A 15,965-nucleotide genomic window follows, 5' to 3' on the forward strand; every position below is an offset into this window, starting at 1 on the left:
CCAGCGCTGCCGCGAAGATCTAGTCTGCCGGCCCCATGATCCCTGCCGGTCCCTTGCCCATCCTACCGCTCTCCTCGCCGCCGGAGCTGATCTGGCGCGTCCCCGGCTCGAAGAGCATCACGAACCGCGCGCTCGTGCTGGCGGCGCTGGCCGACGGCGAGAGCACGCTCGAAGGGGTGCTCCACAGCGACGACACGCGCCACATGCGGTCCGCCCTGGAAGCGATGGGGATCGGGATCCAGGACGCCGGGCCGCAGACGCTGGTCGTGCAGGGGGGGCGGCACCGGCTGCGCGCGCCGGAGCGCGAGCTGTTCGTCGGGAACAGCGGGACCACGGTGCGCTTCCTGGCGGCGCTCGCGTGCCTCGTGCCCGGCGAGGTGGTGCTGGTCGGCGACGAGCACATGGCCAAGCGGCCGATCGCCGATCTGGTCGACGGCCTGAGGCAGCTCGGCGCGGACGTGGAGTGCGCGACCGGGTGCCCGCCGCTCCGGATCCGGGGCGGCCGGCTGAAGGGCGGCACCCTGACGATGCGCGGGGACCGCTCCAGCCAGTACTTCTCGGCGGTGATGATGGCCGGGCCCTTCGCCGAGTCCGCCATCGATCTGCGCATCGCCGGCGAGCTGGTGAGCCGCCCCTACGTCGAGATCACGCGCCGCATGGTCGCGGATTTCGGCGGCCTCATCGACGAGGCCGCGGGCGCTTTCACCATCCATCCCGCGAGCGGATACCGCCCGCGGAGGTACCCGATCGAGCCCGACGCGTCGTCCGCGAGCTACCCGTTCGCGCTCGCCGCGGCCGCGGGCGGCGCCATCACCGTGCCCAGCCTCGGCGAGGGGGCGCTGCAAGGGGATTACCGGTTCGTCGAGCTCTTGGAGCAGGCCGGCGCGCGCGTGAGCAAGCAGGCGGACGCCACCACGGTGCGCAGCGACGGGCGCCTGCGCGGCATCGACGTCGACATGCACCACATCTCGGACACCGTGATGACGCTGGCGGCAATCGCGCCGCTCTTCGAAGGGCCGACGACGATCCGGAACGTGGCGAACATCCGGATCAAGGAGACGGACCGCCTCGCCGCGACGGTCGCGGAGCTCCGCCGCCTGGGGCAGGAGGTGAGCCACGGCGACGACTGGCTCCGCATCGAGCCGCGCCCGCTGACCCCCGCCCTGGTGCACAGCTACAGCGACCACCGCATGGCGATGAGCTTCGCGATCCTGGGGCTGTGCCGGCCCGGGATCACGATCGAGAACCCGGCCTGCGTCGCGAAGACGTACCCGACGTTCTGGGAGGACGTCGAGCGGTGCCGCGCCGCGATCGGCGGCGCCGCGCCGCGGGGGTGACCGCGGGCGGCGGCGATCTGGCGGCTCGTCCTGCCGCCGCGGTCTTCGACCTCCTCGTCCTACTGGCACTCGTTCAGGTGGCACCGGCCGCTGCAGCACTGGGTGTCGAGCGTGCACGCCGTCAGGCGGTCCTGGCAGCAGCGTCCGGAGATGCAGCTCATCGGGGCGGGGCAGTCGAAGCCGCCGTCGCAGGGCCCGCCCGGCGCGACCACGCAGGAGCCGCCCTTGCATTCGAAGCCGTCGCAGCAGTCCGCCCCCTCGTCGCACGCGCCGCTGCGCGAGCAGCAGCGCCCGCTTGCCCCGCACTCGAGGCCGTAGCAGCACGGGCGCGCGGCATCGCAGGCCGCCTGCGCGCCGCCGCAGCACTGGCCGAGGTAACAGGCCCCGTCGCAGCACTCGTCGCCGAACACGCAGCTCGTCCCGATGGCCCCGCAAGCGCCGCAGCCGGTCTCCCGGTGGCACACGAGCCCCGAGCAGCAGTCGTCCTTGTCAGAGCAGTCCTTGCCCTCGGCGGCGCAGCACGCCTCGTCCGCGCAGACGCCGCCGCAGCAATCGCTGGCCACCGCGCAGACGTGCCCCGAGCGGAAGCACGCGTCCGGCTCGCACGTCCCGTTCCGGCAGGCCCAGCCGTCGCAGCAGTCCTCGGCGCGCTGGCAGGCGCCGCCCGTCTGGCGGCAACCGCAGATGCCGTCGAAGCAGCCGCCGGTGCAGCAGTCGTCGGGGCGCGCGCAGCTCTCCCCGGGCGCCTTGCAGGCGCAGCGCTCGTCGACGCAGTCGAGCGCGCCGCAGCAGTCGCCGGCCGCGCTGCACGAAAAGCCGACGTCGGCGCAGGCGCGGCAGCTGCCCTCCGCGCACTCGAGCCCGGCGCAGCAGGGCGCCTCGTCGGAGCACCCTTGCTCCCGCTCGCGGCAGGCCTGGACGCACGTGGCGGAGTTGCAGACGAGGCCGTTGCAGCAGGCCGTCCCGTCGCCGCAGCTCTCTCCCCGGGCCGCGCAGCTCGAGCTGCAGGTGCCGAACGACGAGCTCCCGTCGCTCGACGGCAAGCAGGTCAGGCCCTCGCAGCAGGCGCCGTCGTCGCTGCACGCCTCGTCGGCGCGGTTGCAGCGCGGCTCGCCGCAGCGGCCCCCCTCGCACGCGAGCCCGTCGCAGCAGTCGCCGTCGCGGGCGCACGCGGCGCCCGCCGCGCGACACCCCGGCCGGCAAGAGCCGGACTCGCAGCGCGCACCCGAGCAGCAGGCGGCGTCCGTGTGGCAGGCCATGCCGACGGGCGCGCACGCGCAGCTGCCCGCGATGCAACCGAACGAGCAGCAGTCGCCGTGCTCGCTGCAGGTGTCTCCCTGGAGCCCGCAGTCCGGGGCCGGCTCCCACCCCGCGCTGCACCCGAGGGGCCCCCAGGCCACCGCCGCGAGGCCCGCGCAGAGCAGCGCGCCGACCCACCCCAGCGCGAAGCCATCCGCGCCTCGCCTCACCATTGGTACCCTCCCATGATGGCCATCTCGTAGGCCGTATCCGAGTTTTCCTGTCCGGAGAAGAGGACCCCGAACGGCTGGCCGCGGAGCACCCAGCCCGAGGCGAAGCGGTACTCGAGGTGCCCTGACAGCCGCCCGATCACCGCGCTCGCGTGCGTCCATTCGCCGGGCCGAAACGGCATATCGGGCATCTTCACCCATGCGAACGAGGGCCCCATCCCGAGCCCGCCGCCGGCCGCGAGGCGGCCCTGATCGGTGGAGAAGATCGCGGCGTCGATCTCGGCGGTCGCGAGGAGCGCGAGCTCGTGGATCTCCAGATCTCCTTCTGGCAACAGCCCGCCGGCTGGCGCCAGCCCGCCGAGGTCCGCCAGGGATACCGAGTCGTAGGAGTACATCGACGCGAGGTAGCCGCGCAGCGCGATGACGTTCGTCAACGGCAGCTGCCAGCCGACGTCGAGGCGAACCCCGAGCACCTCGGCGCGGATCCAGGCCAGGCCTGCGAGCGCGCGCGGGCCGCTCGTGGCGGGGAGCTTCGGCGCGGACAGGATGGCCGGCGCCACCTCTGCCGGCGGCGGGCCGTTCGTGCCGCCGGGGGCGGGGACGGAGTGCGCGCCGTGCATGGGCGCCGCGGGCTGCGCGCGGGCCGCCGCCGGCCATAGCGACAGCGCCGCGAGCGCGAGCGCGCCCAGCGGAGCGGAGAAACGTGCGGAGGACACGAACATCTTCAAGGCCATTCCGAGCTGCGCGGCAACCTAGTCGAAAGAGGAATCGAATGGAATCACCTCGACTCCCGGGCGGGAGTCATCCTCGATGGCTCGCGGAGCCGCGGGCGGCGCGCGGCAGCGCGATTGTTCATCGAGGCGCCGGCGGTCCAAGGCCGCCGTGAAGCAAGATTTCGACGACTCTCACGGCGGTTCGACCGGACCTTGCTTTCGAGGGCAGGATTTTGACGACCTCACGGCGGTTCGACCGGAGCTTGTTTTCGAGCAAAGGTAGGATCCTCCGCCGGATGCCCGGTCATCGACCGCGTGATGGCCGGGGGGGCATGAGATGCCCGCCCGTCGGTGAATGGATGGTCGACCCTGGGCAAACGGATGGTCGACCCTGGGCAAACGGATGGTCGACCCTGGGCAAACGGATGGTCGACCCTGGGCAAACGGATGGTCGACCCTGGGCAAACGGATGGTCGACCCTGGGCAAACGGATGGTCGAGCCGTCGTCGAACGAATGGTCGACCGCCGTGCTTCGGTGGGGGCGAGGCGGATCCTCGAATCGGACATCATCCATCGTCGGCGGATATGTTCCGGCGTCTCGGTCGACAGGTGACCCGGCCCGGTCTGCACATCCCTGCGCAATCGCGCAACCGGTTGCCGCAACCCGTTGCGCACCCATTCTCGCGCACGCGTCCGATCGGCCTTGTCGCCAGGCGTGCGCCCATTGGCACCGTCCTTGACGACGCGCCGCGCAGACCTGCGCGCCGCGCCAGCCATGACGGCGCCGCGGCGCGCGCCCCGCAAGAGGAGCTCATGACGTCGCGCAAGAAGACCACGAAGACCACGCCGCGTCCCGTGACGCCCGCCAGCGCCCAGCCCGCGCCCGGCGGCGGGCAGGCGGAGGCCGACATCGACGACACCATCGCGAAGAACCGCGCCCTCCCCATCCTCGACCCGGCGAGCTTGCCCAAGCCGCCGGCCGGCTTCCGGCCGACGGACCCGGAGACCCGCAACCGCCGCCTGCGCAAGGTGTCGTCCGAGCTGCGCGCCGAGGTGCTCGACGCCCTGCACGAGGCCGCAGGCCTGGACCTCGTCGCGGACTTGGGGAAATACGCGCCCGATCCGCAGCGCGCGCCCGCGCTGGCCGAGCGGATCGAGCGGGTGGGGCGGCTCTCCGCCGCGGTCCAGGCGCTCGCGCTGTATGCCCGCGAGATGGAGCAGATCGCGCTGAGCGACGCGCTGGTGTTCTTGGAGGCAGAGAACAAGCAGCTCGCCAACGCGCTGGAGCACGCGCCCGAGCTCGCCGAGCGCTACACGGCGCTGCGTACGCTCTTCGAGACGCGGAGCGCGACCATCCTCGAGGGGCGGGCACGCGCCGCGAGGGGAGCGGCCGCCGTCGCGCAGGCGCCGGCCGCGCAGGCCCCGGCTGCGCAGCCGCGGTCCGCGCAGCCGCCGGCCGCGCGAGCGCCGGCCGCGCGAGCGCCGGGCGCACAGGCTCCGGCCGCGCAGGCTCAGGCCGCGCAAGCGCCGGCCGCGCAGCCGCTCCAGGAGCCTCCGCCGATGGCATGAGGTGACACGGAGGGCCGCCCCACGGCCCCGATGCCGCGTCGCCGGGGAGCTCACGAGGTGGCGAGTATCGCCTCCACCCCAGGGGAGAAGAGCTCGGCCACGCGGACCAGCGAGCCGGCCGGCGGCGCGGCGTCGTAGAGCCGCGGTCCCACCGTAAGGCCACGCTGCACGCGCTGGTTGACATAGAGCACCTTACGCGAACCGCATCCCTCCTGGAAAGTGACGCTGTATCAGCGGGCTATCCATGCATCGAGGGCGCCGCCTTCGCTCCACAGCCTGCGGGGCCGAACAGGACGGCGCCGTCGTGGGTCACCGCGATGGCCGTACCCACGGGGAAGCCGCGGCGCGCGGCAGCTCGAGCGGCGTGAAGCGCCGGCCATCCCAGGGAGCCGGGTCGGCCTGGGTGCCGATCCACATGCGCCAGCCTTCGCGAGAGTTTCCCCGGGAGACCCTTCCAGGACCCCCGTACAGCGTCGACAGGTGCTTTCCTATAGGACCTTGGTCCAATGGCGCCCGGGGCGGGAGGGATCTACAAGCGTGCCACGAAGCATCGCGGGGGGACCCTGCGGCGCCGCGGCTCATCAATCACGAGGAGAAGAGATCGTGGCCCAGAAGACTGAAAAGGTGCTCGTCTGCGCTGACGAGTGTACCCTGAGCGACACAGGCTTCAGCAAGGCCCCCGCGGCGCGCGCCTTCGCAGAACCTCGCGAACTGGTTCATGGGCGGCCGGCCGGGGAAGTCCCTCATTGATTCAGCGCGGCGCTCCTCGGCCCCTACGACCCGGAGCAGGACGCGGAGTACCCGGTCTACATCGTGGGCATCGACGCGGCCGGCAGTCTCGTCGGGCTGAAGAGCGCCGCCATCTGGACCTGAGGACAGGCGAGCACGAAACTCGCGTCCGCGGACGAGCGTGCACGAGTGTGCAAGAGACAGAGATTCCCGTTGACCGTTCCGAACCATCGATCTAACGATCGTCAGTCGCCACTGCGCGGACGACCGCTGTCGTAGATTCCCGTCGATTACCCAGGACCCAAACGAAAGGAAACGTCATGGCCCGCTTCGCATTTCTGACTCGCGGTTATAGTAATGATGGTGAGAAAGAGTTCATCTTCGAGATCACCGACCAGGCAAAGATCGACGAAGCGCGCAAGATCCTCTCTGGTGAAGAGCCGTCGAAGGTGCACGTCATGGGGAGGATCGTGAAGGCCCCCAAGGACTACAACCCGAACTGGTCGTTCCACCTCGACCCGACGACGATTACCTTCTTCGCGATCGCGATCGAGGTATGTGATGCCGACACGCAATACGTCGAGGACCACCTCGATGAAGCTTGCGGCGCCTTCCTCCCGGGCTGCCACTGGTGCCCGTGGGCGTCCAAGCTGACGCGCGAAGTGAAGTGACCGGATGACCAAGAGAGCCGAGGCGTAAACCTCGGTCGCCGCGCGGGGGTGCGCTCAGCCGTGCAGCTCCCGGAGCAGCGTGTAGGAACGCTTGCGCGCCGCCGCGTCCGGCACCGCGCACAGGACCATCAGCTCGTCGGCGCGGGTGGCCTCGAGGAGCGCGTCGAGCTGCTTGCGCACCGATGCCGGGTCCCCGACGATGTTCTGCGCGAACCACGCCTCGGCCCCGGCGCGCTCCTCCGCTGTCCACGGATACGCCTCGGCGTCCTCGATCGACGGATAGGCCTCGCGCTTGCCCTGGCGCACGCGCAGGAACGCGAGCGCGCTCGGGAGCGCGAGCCGCCGCGCCTCGGCGTCGGTCTCGGCCACGATCACCGTCGCGGCGATCATTGCATAGGGCTGGGACAGCGCGGCGGACGGCTGGAACAGCTCGCGGTAGAGCTTGAGGGCAGGTAGCGTATTGGCCTGGCTGAACAGGTGCGCGAACGCGAAGGGCAAGCCGCGCCGGCCGGCGACCTTGGCGCCGTAGGCGCTCGAGCCGAGCAGCCAGATCGGCGGCTCATTGCCGAGCGCGGGGACGGCGTGGACGCCGTGATACGCGTGATCGGCGCCGAAGTCGCCGCGGAAAAACCCGTAGAGCTCGTCCAGCATCGCGGGCAGGCCGTCGCCCGTCGTCGGGTCGTCGCGGCCCAGGGCCGAGGCCGTGAGTGGGTCGGTGCCCGGGGCGCGGCCGATGCCAAGGTCGATGCGGCCGGGGAAGAGCGCCTCCAGGGTGCCGAATTGCTCCGCGATCGCCAGCGGGGCGTGATTGGGGAGCATCACCCCGCCGGAGCCGACGCGCAGGGTCGAGGTGGCGGCGGCGACCCGCGCAATGAGCACCGCCGGCGCCGCCGAGCCGATGTTCGGCATGGCATGATGCTCGGCGAACCAGTGGCGCCGATATCCGAGCGCCTCGACGTGGCGCGCGAGCGCGATGCTCTCGGCGAAGGCGGCGCTGGCGCTGGAGCCCTGCCGCACGGGGGCCAGATCGAGCACGGAGAGCGGAATGCGGCTCATCGCGCCTCCCTCTTGCAAGTCTCCGGGCGGGAGTCAAGCGCGGCCCTGCGCGCGTATCGCGCGCGGCGCACCCCATCAGCCGCGTCTGGAGGACACCCGCGTCTCGCCATACGAGCCGGCCTCATGACCCGGCGTGGCCGGGGATGTACGGCGCAGAGCGCGCGGCGCTGCTCGCGATCTGGGACGAGCGGAGAGAGCGGCTGTTCCGCGACCACCTGCGGGCGCACCCCGAGGACGCGCCCGCCTGCGGCGCGCTGAAGCATCGGCTCGCCCGCGAGCACCGCCGCGACGGCCTGGCGTACACCAGGGCCAAGACCGAGCTCATCCAGTCGATCGTGGATCGCGCCCGCGACGCGCGCGGGCTGCCGCGGATCGACGTGTGGGAGGGCTGAGCCAGGAGCCCGGCCCGCGGAGCGCGACCGCCCCGACGCGCGCCGCGCCGTGAGCCGCCAGCCAAGGTCGCCGCCAGGCAGGCGAAGCGGCTACGTCTCCACCGGCTGCCTCGGCGGCGCCGGCTCCTTCTGAAACATCCCCGCGAGGATCCGCTCCGCCGCGTCGGCCAGGATGTCCCGCGAGAGCCGGGTCTCCTCGCCGAAGAACCGCGTGGCCACCCCGGCGTCGAGCGCGTGCGTCGCGAGGAGCGCGAACGCCTCCGCCTCGTCGAACGTCGCCTCGGCGGTCAGCACGCGCTTGCCCGGCCGGAGATCCTCCTGGTCGAAGCGGCCCTGCCAGGTCTCGCCCAGCGTGATCGAGAAGTACTGCGCGGCCACGTTCCCCGGGCGGGCCATGTGCGAGACCGCGACGACCGCCCGGAGCCGCTCGCGCTCGTCGGCGGTCATGTCCCGCTTCCAGGCCTCGACCGTGGCGTGCATCGTCTCGATCTGGTCGCGCGCCGCGTCCTCGGCGTTGAGCAGGACGTCCTGCGTCTGCGCGCGGGTGAAGGCGGACAGCGCCTCGGGCGCGACGCCGCCCGCCGCGCTCGCCTCGTCGAGGAGCGCGAGCGACGCGCCCAGGATCCGGCGCTGGCGGGCGAGCTGCTCCGAGGTGAAGCCGCGACCGTCGAGGTCGGCCGCGGCCGCGGCGATGCGCTGCCGGAGCTCGGCCAGCCGGCCGCGCGCCTCGCCGTCGAACGCGCCGCGCCGGCCCGAGAGCAGCGCGTGGACGGCGAGCGGAGCGTGCGCGACGACCTTGAGCTCGTGGTAACGCCGGGTGCGCGCGGGGCCCTCGAACCGCCGGCCGCCGCGCCGCAGGATGAGGCTGTCGTCGATCTGGGCGATGATCGGCTCGATGCTGGCGAGGACCGCCTCCCGGCGCGCGGCGTACGCGTCGAGGAAGGCCTGGTTGAGGGCGCCGAGCGGATCGGCGGGCGCCAGCGCGGCGCTCGCCTCCCGCGGCGCCCCGGCGGAGGACGCGCGCTCGACCATGGGCGCGAGCTCCATAGCACGCGCGCCCGGGCCCGCGTCAGGGGCGCGGCCGCGCGTTCGCGTCGAGCCAGTCGAGCGCCTCATCCATCACCCGCTCGGCCTCCGGCATCTCCCCGTGGCGCGCGCCGGGCATCTCCCGATAGACCGCCGGGATCTTCGCCGCCATGAGGCCGCCCGCGCCCTCCTTCATGCGGTACTTCGCGTCGTGCTCGCCGCTGATCATCACCGCCCCCCGGAGGTCCCGGAGGCGCGCCGCGTTGGCCGTCGTGGGCGCGCCGATCAGCACGAGCCGCGAGTACCGCTCCGGCCAGCGCTCCGCGAGCCGCTCCGCGATGTACGCCCCCTGCGAGTAACCGATGACCACGAGATCCTCGGCCTCGCCGCCGCACGCCGCCAGCGCGCTCCGGATGCGCCGGTCCTGCTCCTCGGGGTTGGGCGAGTACTTGCTGAACGGCCCGCCGCCGCAGGGCACATCGCCCTGGAGCCCGAGCACCCCGCCGTGCTCGCGCGCCGCCCCCTGCATGGCCTGCACATAGCCGAGCCCGTGCCCGCACATGCCGTGGAGGAACACCATCCGGGGGCACGCGCCGCCGCGCCCGGTGACCACGAACGCCGGCAGATCACCGGGCACGGCCATCTCGGTCGCCACGAGCGGCGGATCCACCGCCTCCGGCGCGGCCACCGCCGCCGGCTCCACCGGGCGCTCCTCCGCGAGCGCACGTTCCTCCTTGCCACACCCCGCCGCAAGCACGGCGAGGCTCAACCCTGCTAGAGCTACAGCGGAAATGTTCATAAATCTGGCGTGGTGCCAGGGCCGGCCGACCGCAAGCGGTCCACCGCGGAGCCGTTGACGTGTCTGTTAAAGCGGAACATTCATCCGTTTTTATTGGATGTGTCCGGCTGGCCTCCGAGGCCATGAGCGCCGCGCCTCGCGGCCGCGCCGCCGGGCTCGCCGGCAGCCCCTGGAGCCAGGGAGCGCATGGGCGTGCAGGGCAGCTGGAGCCGCCACTCGGCCGCGCGCGTCGCGTCGGCCCAGGCGCTGCGCGGGCGCGACCGGCTGCGGGCGGCCCTCTCCGCGATGGGGTTCCGGCTGCAGTAGCCCGGGCGTCGGCCATCGCGCGCTCGCGCGCTCGCGCGCTCGCGCGCGGCCACGCCGGTGCGCGAGGAGCAGCACCCGAGCAGCAGGTGCTGGTGCGCCGCCAGCAACGGGAGGGCGCTACCCGCGAGATCGCAGCGGAAAAACGGGCCATGGCATGTCGGCTGCAATCCAAAGAGAACGGCCGAGCCTCCGCGAGAGCGGTGGGCCGGGCGCTCGGCCGAGCGATGGGCCGGGCGTTCGGCAGAGCGCTCGGCAGAGCAGCGGATCTGAGCAAGGGAGTCGTCCAATCATGAGCGAGGTACGGGAGCCAGAGGGAGAGGTCGGGCGCGTCCTCGACGGGAGCGACACGCTGGCGCTGGAGGCCGACGTCCTGGTGCTGGGCGGCGGGCCCGCCGGGACGTGGGCGGCGCTCGCCGCGGCGGCGCAGGGCGCGCGCGTGGTGCTCGCGGACAAGGGCTATTGCGGCAGCAGCGGCGCCACCGCGCCGTCCGGGGTCGGCGTGTGGTACGTGCCCCCGACCCCCGAGGCGCGCGAGGCCGCCAAGGCCAGCCGGGAAGGGCTCGGCGGCTACCTCGCCGACCGGGGCTGGATGGACCGCGTGCTCGACCGGACGTGGTCCAGCGTGAACGACCTCGCGACCCGGGGATATCCGTTTCCGGTCGACGACGGCGGGCAGCCCGTCCGCCGCAGCCTGCAAGGGCCCGAGTACATGCGGCTCATGCGCAAGCAGGTGAAGCTCGCGGGCGTCCGCATCCTCGATCACAGCCCCGCGCTCGAGCTCCTGGTCGACGCGGACGGCGTGGTCGCCGGCGCGGCCGGCGTCTGCCGGCAGCTCGGGCAGCGCTGGGTGGTGAAGGCCGGGGCCGTGGTCATCGCCACCGGCGGCTGCGCGTTCCTCAGCAAGGCCCTCGGCACCAACGTGCTCACGGGCGACGGCGGCCTCATGGCCGCCGAGACGGGCGCCGAGATGTCGGGGATGGAGTTCTCGAACGCCTACGCCATCGCCCCGGCCTTCGCGTCGGTCACGAAGACCCTCTTCTACAACTGGGCGACCTTCTATTACGAGGACGGGCGCGTCATCGAGGGCGCCGGCTCGCAGCGCGGCCGCTCCGTGATCGCGGAGACCCTGCTCACGCAGCCGGTCTACGCCCAGCTCGACAAAGCCGACGAGGCGCTGGAGGCCTGGATGCGCAAGGCCCAGCCGAACTTCTTCCTGCCCTTCGACCGCGCCGGCATCGACCCGTTCCGGCAGCGGTTCCCCGTCACGCTGCGGCTCGAGGGCACCGTGCGCGGCACCGGCGGCATCCGCATCACGAGCCACAGCTGCGCCACGTCGACGCCGGGGCTCTACGCCGCCGGGGACGCCGCCACGCGAGAGCTCATCTGCGGCGGCTTTACGGGCGGCGGCAGCCACAACGCCGCGTGGGCCATCTCGTCGGGGCAGTGGGCGGGCGAGGGCGCCGCCGCGTTCGCGCGCAGCCTCGGCGCCCGCGCCGGCCAGCGGGCCGCCCGGGGGGCCGGCGGCGCGGCGCTCCCGGCGGCGGGCGGGACGCGGCAGCTCGACGCGGAGGCGGTGATCCGGTCGGTGCAGGACGAGGTGTTCCCGTACGACAAGAACCTGTTCCGCACCGAGCGGGGGCTCGCGGTCTCGCTCGACCGGCTCGACGCGCTCTGGCGCGACGTGCGGCAGGCCCGGCCGGGGGCCGAGGTGCGCGAGGTCGTGCGGGCGCGCGAGGGCGCGGCGATGGTGGCCACGGCGCGCTGGATGTTCAACGCGGCCCGCGCGCGCACCGAGACGCGCGGGATGCACAAGCACAAGGACCACCCGGGGCTCGATCCGGCGCAGCAGCGGCGGCTGATCACCGGCGGGCTCGATCGCGTGTGGGTGCGCCCCGAGTCGCCGCCGACGGCATCGGTCAGCCCGGCCCCGGCGGAGGCGCACGCGCCATGATCGAGCTCGTCAGCGATGCCCGGTGCATCGGGTGCGATCTCTGCGTCGAGGTCTGCCCCACCAACGTGTTCGATCGCGTCCCGGGCGGCGCGCCGGTGATCGCCCGGCAGCGCGACTGCCAGACGTGCTTCATGTGTGAGGCCTATTGCCCGGTGGACGCGCTCTACGTGGCGCCGGAGGCCGAGCGGCCGGTCCAGGTCGACGAGGAGCAGCTCTCGGCGTCCGGGCTCCTCGGCAGCTACCGGGCCGCGGTCGGGTGGGGGAGCCGGCGCAAGCCGGGCGCCGAGGTCGACCAGACGTTCCGCGTCCTCGAGGCCGCGCGCCGGGGCTGAGGCCCGCCTCGCCGCCGCGATCTCCTCCCGCGCCGGCCGGGTCGACGAGCCCACCGGGCATCGAACGATGTGCTCTCCTGTGGAGCATCAAAATTCCAGTACATCCACAAACTGCACGAACTTCGCGCTGAAGGTGACTGGTTCTGCGCTGGTGTCGCAACCTAGGCGAGCAACCAACTCACCATGCCGCTGACGGCCGGGGGCGAGCCGCCGACCGGAGGAGGAGCGGCAACGCGAGGTACGCCGATGAGGTCCCCTGTTTTCTTGCTCTGTTTCTCGCTCGCTTCTGGGCTCATTGCCTGCGGTTCAGGCGAAACCGGCGCTGGCGGCGACGGCGGCGGCGAACCCGGCACGGGCGGCGGCAACGCGGCCGGCACGGGCTCCGGCGGCGGCGCGACCGGCACGGCCTCCGGCGGCAACGCGACCAGCACGGGCCCCGGCGGTGGTCCTGCGTCGGGCAGCGGCGGCGCGGGCGCCGGCACCGGCACGGGCGGCGGCGGGGGCGTGCCGGCGCCGACCGGGTTCGCGCAGATGGAGGACCTCGACCGCGGCGTCGTGGCCATTCCCACGGACGGCGGGATCTACGTGGGCTTTCGCCTGTTCGGCTACGATCCCGACGACATCGCCTTCAACGTCTACCGGGACGGCACCAAGGTCAACGACGCGCCGATCGCGGACTCCACGAACTTCGTGGACCGCGGCGGCTCCCCGAGCTCGGTCTACAGCGTGCGTCCGGTCGTCGGCGGCGTCGAGCAAGGCGAGTCGAAGCCCGTGGCCGTGTGGAAGGATGGATCCCTGTCCATCCCGACGACGCCGCCGCCGGCCGGGGACGGCTACACGTACTCGAGCGGCGACGGCAGCGTGGGAGACCTGGACGGCGACGGGCGATACGAGATCGTCGTCAAGTGGGATCCGTCGAACCTCCAGGACAACTCGAAGGCTGGCCGCACCGGCAAGACCTACCTGGACGCGTACACGCTCGAAGGCAAGCGGCTGTGGCGGATCGATCTCGGCGTGAACATCCGGGCCGGGGCGCACTATTCGCCGTTCCTCGTCTACGATCTCGACGGCGACGGGAAGGCGGAGGTGGCGGTCAAGACCGCGCCGGGGACGCGCGACGGCCGGGGCGAGCCGCTCAGCCTGGGGCCCGCGGCCGCCGACGACGATTCGAAGGATTACCGCAACAACGACGGGTACATCCTCACCGGCCCGGAGTATCTCACCGTCTTCTCCGGAGAGACCGGCGCCGAGCTCGCCACGACGGAGTTCAAGGTGGGGCGCGGCGACGTGTGCAGCTGGGGCAACAACGAGTGTTACGGCAACCGGGTCGACCGCTTCGTGGGCACGATCGCGTTCCTCGACGACACCGGCCGGCCGAGCGCGGTGTTCGGCCGGGGCTACTACGCGCGCACCACGCTGTCCGCGTGGAACTACCGCGACGGCGCGCTCACGAACCTCTGGACGTTCGACTCCAGCTCGAGCCGCGAAAACGGGGCGTACGGCGGCAAGGGCGCCCATTCCATCAGCGTGGCGAACGTGGACGACGATCCGCAGCAGGAGATCATCAACGGCGGCGCGACGTTCGACAACGACGGCAAGGGCCTCTGCACGGTGGACTACTACGCTCACGGCGACGCGCTGCACGTGACGGATCACATCCCGTCGCGCCCCGGCCTCGAGGTGTTCATGCCGTACGAGGGCGGGGAGTCGCCCGCGTACGCGATGCGCGACGCCCGCACGTGCGAGGTGATCTGGAAGGGGCCGGGCAACGGCGGCGAGGAGGGCCCGGGCCGGGGCGTGGCGGCGGACATCGATCCGCGCAGCCCCGGGAGCGAGGCGTGGGTCAACAACAGCCAGCTCTTGCGCGGCTCGGACGGAGGCGCCGCCGGGAACCGCCCCTCGTCGTCCAACTTCCTCATCTGGTGGGACGCGGATCTCAGCCGGGAGCTCCTCGACAGCAACAAAGTCCAGCAGTACGACGGCGAGGGCGAGGGCTTCACGGCGAACGGGTGCGCCGCGAACAACGGCACGAAGAGCACCCCGACGCTCAGCGCCGACATCCTGGGCGACTGGCGCGAGGAGGTGATCTTCCGGTGCGGCGACTCGATTCGCATCTTCACGACGAACCAGGTCGCGAAGAACCGGATCCACACGCTGATGCACGATCCGCAGTACCGCGTGGCCATCTCGTGGCAAAACGGCGGCTACAACCAGCCGCCTCACCCGAGCTTCCACATCGGGGAGGGGATGGCCCCGGTGCCGAAGCCGGACATCCACGTCCGCTGACACGCTGAGCTTCAGCGCGGCGGCGCGGCGGGCGCGCCGTCGCGCCGGTAGTCGCCGACGGTCTGGCCCGTCCAGCGGCGGAAGGCGCGGACGAAGCTCGGCGTGTCGGCGTACCCGAGCAGGAAGGCCATCTCGCCGACGCCGAGCTCGCCCTCGGCGGCGTAGGCGCGGGCGGCCTCGGCCCGCACCTCGTCGACCACGCGCCGGAACGAGGTGCCGCGCGCGGTCAGCTCGCGCTGGAGCGTGCGCGGGCTCGACGACAGGAGCGACGCGACGCGCGGCAAGAGCGCCTCGGAGTGGGTCAGGTTCTCGCGGACGCTGCGGCGCACCCGGGCGAGGAAGTCGTCGGGGCGCTGGGCGCGCTCGTCGAGCATGCGCGCGGCGTGCTGGTCGAGCACCTCGAGCAGGGCGCCGTCGGCGGCCACCTGGGGCAGGGCCATGACCGCCTCGCTGACGACGAGCGCGTTCTCGCCGCTGTCGAAGCGGAGCTCCGCGCCGAACCAGCGCTCGAGCTCGCCGACGTCGGGCGGGCGGGGGTGGGCGAGGCGCACGAGGCGGGGCACGACGTGCCGGCCGGTGAACTCGCGCGACTGGCGCAGCATCGCGGTCAGGATGAACTCGTTGCCGTGCCGGCCCTGCGCGAGGGGCTCGCCGTCGATCCACTGGCGCAGGATGACCTCGCCGCCCCCGCGATCGAGCCGGGCGCTCAAGAGCCCGTTGTTGACGAGCGGCAGGTATTTGACGAAGCGCGCCGCGGCCTCGCCCGCGGTGGGGGCCGACGAGGCGCTCAGCTCGAAGACGCCGAGGTAGCCGCGCGGCAGCGACGTGGCGATGCGAAAGCCGAGGAACGGCTCGCGCGCGGCCTCGGCGCAGGCGTCGACGAGGTCGCGGTAGGCGGCGAGCGGCATCTCGCTCATGCGGTCCTCGAGCGCCGATGGCCCGAGGCCGAAGCGCGCGGCGAGCGCGACCGCGTCGGCGCCCGCCCCCTGCGCCCACCAGAGCGCCGGGCGCACGACGAACGAGCGATAGAGGGGCGAATCGGCGTACGGGGCGGGGCGAGCGGCGGGCCCGGGCGCACCTCGTTTCACGCCGCCATGGTCGCGCCCGCGGGGCCATGGCGTCAAATGACAACGCGGTGGCGGCTCATGCCACTGGAAGGGCGAAGGGCGCCGGGCGCACGATGGGCCTGCCCGTGGTTGCGCGTGCCAGGTCGGGCCCGAGCTGGCGCCGCGCACGGGCCGCGAAGGGTCCGCCGGGCGCGCCCTGGCCGCGCCGAGCGCGAAGGGCGTGGTCACGGCGTGCGGGCTAGGGCCGGGGCGCGTCGCGCGC

At 72.9% G+C, this 15,965-nt stretch carries 13 protein-coding genes; 7 read left to right on the forward strand and 6 right to left on the reverse strand.

The features are described 5' to 3' along the window. Window positions 1-53 precede the first annotated feature (53 nt). On the forward strand, window positions 54-1,337 hold the full coding sequence (gene aroA, locus WME98_RS42830) for a 3-phosphoshikimate 1-carboxyvinyltransferase (protein WP_437947407.1): 1,284 nt from the start codon (window positions 54-56) through the stop codon (window positions 1,335-1,337). 59 nt (window positions 1,338-1,396) lie between these two features. Here aroA and WME98_RS42835 read toward each other — a convergent pair whose 3' ends face one another. Beyond that, a complete protein-coding gene (locus tag WME98_RS42835; protein WP_437947408.1) occupies window positions 1,397-2,809 on the reverse strand; it encodes a hypothetical protein in 1,413 nt (470 codons plus the stop codon). Next, a complete protein-coding gene (locus tag WME98_RS42840) occupies window positions 2,803-3,522 on the reverse strand; it encodes a hypothetical protein (protein WP_437947409.1) in 720 nt (239 codons plus the stop codon). The genes WME98_RS42835 and WME98_RS42840 overlap by 7 nt, the downstream gene beginning before the upstream one ends. Before the next feature lie 810 nt (window positions 3,523-4,332). Here WME98_RS42840 and WME98_RS42845 point away from each other — a divergent pair. Together WME98_RS42845 and WME98_RS42850 are read left to right on the forward strand one after the other, a co-directional pair. Continuing rightward, a complete protein-coding gene (locus WME98_RS42845) occupies window positions 4,333-5,088 on the forward strand; it encodes a hypothetical protein (protein WP_437947410.1) in 756 nt (251 codons plus the stop codon). Window positions 5,089-6,137: 1,049 nt separating this feature from the next. After that, window positions 6,138-6,488, forward strand: coding sequence for a BP74-related protein (locus tag WME98_RS42850; protein WP_437947411.1), 351 nt, complete (start codon window positions 6,138-6,140; stop codon window positions 6,486-6,488). A 54-nt stretch (window positions 6,489-6,542) separates the two neighbouring features. Here WME98_RS42850 and WME98_RS42855 read toward each other — a convergent pair whose 3' ends face one another. Beyond that, window positions 6,543-7,544 (reverse strand): LLM class flavin-dependent oxidoreductase, encoded by a 1,002-nt coding sequence (locus WME98_RS42855; protein WP_437947412.1) that lies wholly within the window; start codon window positions 7,542-7,544, stop codon window positions 6,543-6,545. A gap of 143 nt (window positions 7,545-7,687) precedes the next feature. Here WME98_RS42855 and WME98_RS42860 point away from each other — a divergent pair, with 143 nt between their 5' ends. After that, entirely contained in the window at window positions 7,688-7,936 is a 249-nt protein-coding gene (locus WME98_RS42860; RefSeq protein WP_437947413.1) for a GrpB family protein, read from the forward strand. Window positions 7,937-8,026: 90 nt separating this feature from the next. Here the strand turns inward: WME98_RS42860 and WME98_RS42865 are convergent, their stop codons facing one another. Together WME98_RS42865 and WME98_RS42870 are read right to left on the reverse strand one after the other, a co-directional pair. Next, window positions 8,027-8,968: a hypothetical protein gene (locus WME98_RS42865; protein ID WP_437947414.1), complete on the reverse strand. Its 942-nt coding sequence runs from the start codon at window positions 8,966-8,968 to the stop codon at window positions 8,027-8,029. Window positions 8,969-9,005: 37 nt separating this feature from the next. Further along, complete coding sequence (locus WME98_RS42870; protein WP_437947415.1) at window positions 9,006-9,665, reverse strand: alpha/beta hydrolase; 660 nt, start codon at window positions 9,663-9,665, stop codon at window positions 9,006-9,008. Between the two features lie 691 nt (window positions 9,666-10,356). Here WME98_RS42870 and WME98_RS42875 point away from each other — a divergent pair. The 3 genes from WME98_RS42875 (at window position 10,357) to WME98_RS42885 (ending at window position 14,636) form a co-directional block, all read left to right on the forward strand. Beyond that, on the forward strand, window positions 10,357-12,018 hold the full coding sequence (locus WME98_RS42875; protein WP_437947416.1) for an FAD-binding protein: 1,662 nt from the start codon (window positions 10,357-10,359) through the stop codon (window positions 12,016-12,018). Beyond that, window positions 12,015-12,350, forward strand: coding sequence for a 4Fe-4S binding protein (locus tag WME98_RS42880; RefSeq protein ID WP_437320568.1), 336 nt, complete (start codon window positions 12,015-12,017; stop codon window positions 12,348-12,350). Before WME98_RS42875 ends, WME98_RS42880 begins: the two co-directional genes overlap by 4 nt. Window positions 12,351-12,596: 246 nt before the next feature. Continuing rightward, window positions 12,597-14,636 (forward strand): rhamnogalacturonan lyase, encoded by a 2,040-nt coding sequence (locus tag WME98_RS42885; RefSeq protein WP_437947417.1) that lies wholly within the window; start codon window positions 12,597-12,599, stop codon window positions 14,634-14,636. An 11-nt stretch (window positions 14,637-14,647) separates the two neighbouring features. On the opposite strand, the gene WME98_RS42890 is transcribed toward WME98_RS42885, so the two are convergent. Continuing rightward, window positions 14,648-15,724 (reverse strand): AraC family transcriptional regulator ligand-binding domain-containing protein, encoded by a 1,077-nt coding sequence (locus tag WME98_RS42890; protein WP_437947418.1) that lies wholly within the window; start codon window positions 15,722-15,724, stop codon window positions 14,648-14,650. Window positions 15,725-15,965 lie beyond the last annotated feature (241 nt).

Source organism: Sorangium sp. So ce296 (assembly GCF_051529605.1).
Taxonomy (GTDB): Bacteria; Myxococcota_A; Polyangia; order Polyangiales; family Polyangiaceae; genus Sorangium; species Sorangium cellulosum_D.